This window comes from Mycolicibacterium canariasense (assembly GCF_002101555.1).
GTDB lineage: Bacteria > Actinomycetota > Actinomycetes > Mycobacteriales > Mycobacteriaceae > Mycobacterium > Mycobacterium canariasense.
Window position 1 is genome coordinate 1 of sequence record NZ_LQOL01000089.1, and the last position, 1,589, is coordinate 1,589.

The following is a 1,589-nucleotide window of genomic DNA, read 5'->3' on the forward strand; positions in this document are numbered from 1 at the left end:
CGTGGACCGCGTTCATGGTCATCCATTCGATGGCAGTGGCGTATTGCAGCGCGCAGCCAGGGTCGGGGCAGTAACCGGTTTCTTGGTGCCGGCAAGCGACGTACCCGATGTCGTCGGGGTCGACGTACCTGGCGGCGATGTCGAGGGCGTTGGCCACTGTCGCGTCGATGTCGGCCTGGGTCCATCGTGTCGTGAGCGGCGTCGGGTCTGTCGGCGGTTGCTCATGGACCAGTTCGGTGGCGCGGTCCTCCAGTTTCTTGATCCGCTTCCAGCTGCAGCCGCAGAAGTACTTCCAGGTGTCGTTCGTCGACACGCGGGAGGTCATGGCCACTTCGATGAGGTCGGTCAGGTCGTCGATGCTCAGGCCGCGGTTGAGGAACTGTTCGACGCTGGCACCCCAGCTATCGGGCCGCGGCACATCCCGCCCGCCGCCGCTTGACCAGGATTTCCACTGGGTGTCGAACCATGCCTTCAACCGCTGCGTTTCAGCGCGGTCCCGTTGGCTCTCCTGCGCGGCCACTGCGATGGCCCGGCGCCACCGGACAACGTCGGAGTCGACGTCGCGCACGGTGGGTGAGTCGACTGGGGTTGCTGATTTCCCGCTGTTGCAGTCTGCGCACGCGGCGACGAGGTTGGTCGGGTCGTCGGTGCCGCCGAGGGTGGTGGGCACGACGTGATCGACGTGGAGTTGCACCTCGGGTGCGCGGCGGCCGCAGTATCGGCAGGTGTGGTTGTCGCGGCGGAGGATCTCGAACCGGAGCCGCTTCGATACGGCCATCAGTCGACCGCCTCAGTGTCGGCGGCGAGCATCGCGTCGACCTCGGCCATGTCGTAGCGGACGAGTCGGCGGCCGACGGCGTAGGCTCGGAGCTCGCCGCGTTCGGTCATGCGCTCGACGGTCTTGGTGCTGACTTGGAGGTGTTCGGCGACATCACTTTTGGTGCCCCACCGCCGCGGCTGCGCTGTCATCTGTTGTCTACTCCTGAACCGTGCGTGATCGTGCTGTCGCTTTGTGTACTAGGCCGGGGTGCACCGGCAGGTTGGGCAGTGCGGGTGCGGTGGTTTACCGCGTGGCGGGTTGACGTGTCGGCATTCGCATTCGTGTTGTTCCGCCCATGGGCCGACGACGTTCGGGCAGCCGGCATCGTCGCCGACTCGGTGTTCGCCGCGGAGGACTTCGGGGGCGTTGGGTCCCCAGGTGTGGTGTGGGTGGCGTCCGGCGCGGCACCCGTCGCAGATGCGCCTCATGCCGGTTTCCGCCGTCCGTACCGTCGGATTCGCCGCGCGACTTCGGCTTGCTCGGCGGGGGTTTGGTGGGTGAGGTGCCAGTGGCCCCCGGGGCATCGGTATGGGTGGAGGTGGTCTTTCTGCCCGGCGGGGAGGCGGAGTGCGCGTTGGGCGCGCAGGGCGCGGGCTTGGGAGCGGTAGGCGTGTTTGGCTGGGGTTGGGCATTCGGTGCCGGGGCGGCGGGCTGGCATGTCGGAGGGCTTAGGCGGCATCAGGGCTCGATCCACGACCAGGCGTCGGCCGTCGATGCCGTTGTCGATGGCGGCCTGGTGGCTGGCTGCGTCGCTGCCGATGCATGCGTC

2 protein-coding genes are annotated in these 1,589 nt (G+C 67.7%); both read right to left on the reverse strand.

What is annotated here, in order from left to right; all coding sequences use genetic code 11:
* The coding region (locus tag AWB94_RS30200; protein ID WP_207626225.1) for an HNH endonuclease at positions 1–778 on the reverse strand (778 nt) is incomplete at its 3' end.
* On the reverse strand, positions 778–969 hold the full coding sequence (locus AWB94_RS30205; protein WP_062659597.1) for a helix-turn-helix transcriptional regulator: 192 nt from the start codon (positions 967–969) through the stop codon (positions 778–780). The genes AWB94_RS30205 and AWB94_RS30200, both read right to left, overlap by 1 nt.
* Positions 970–1,589: the final 620 nt, after the last annotated feature.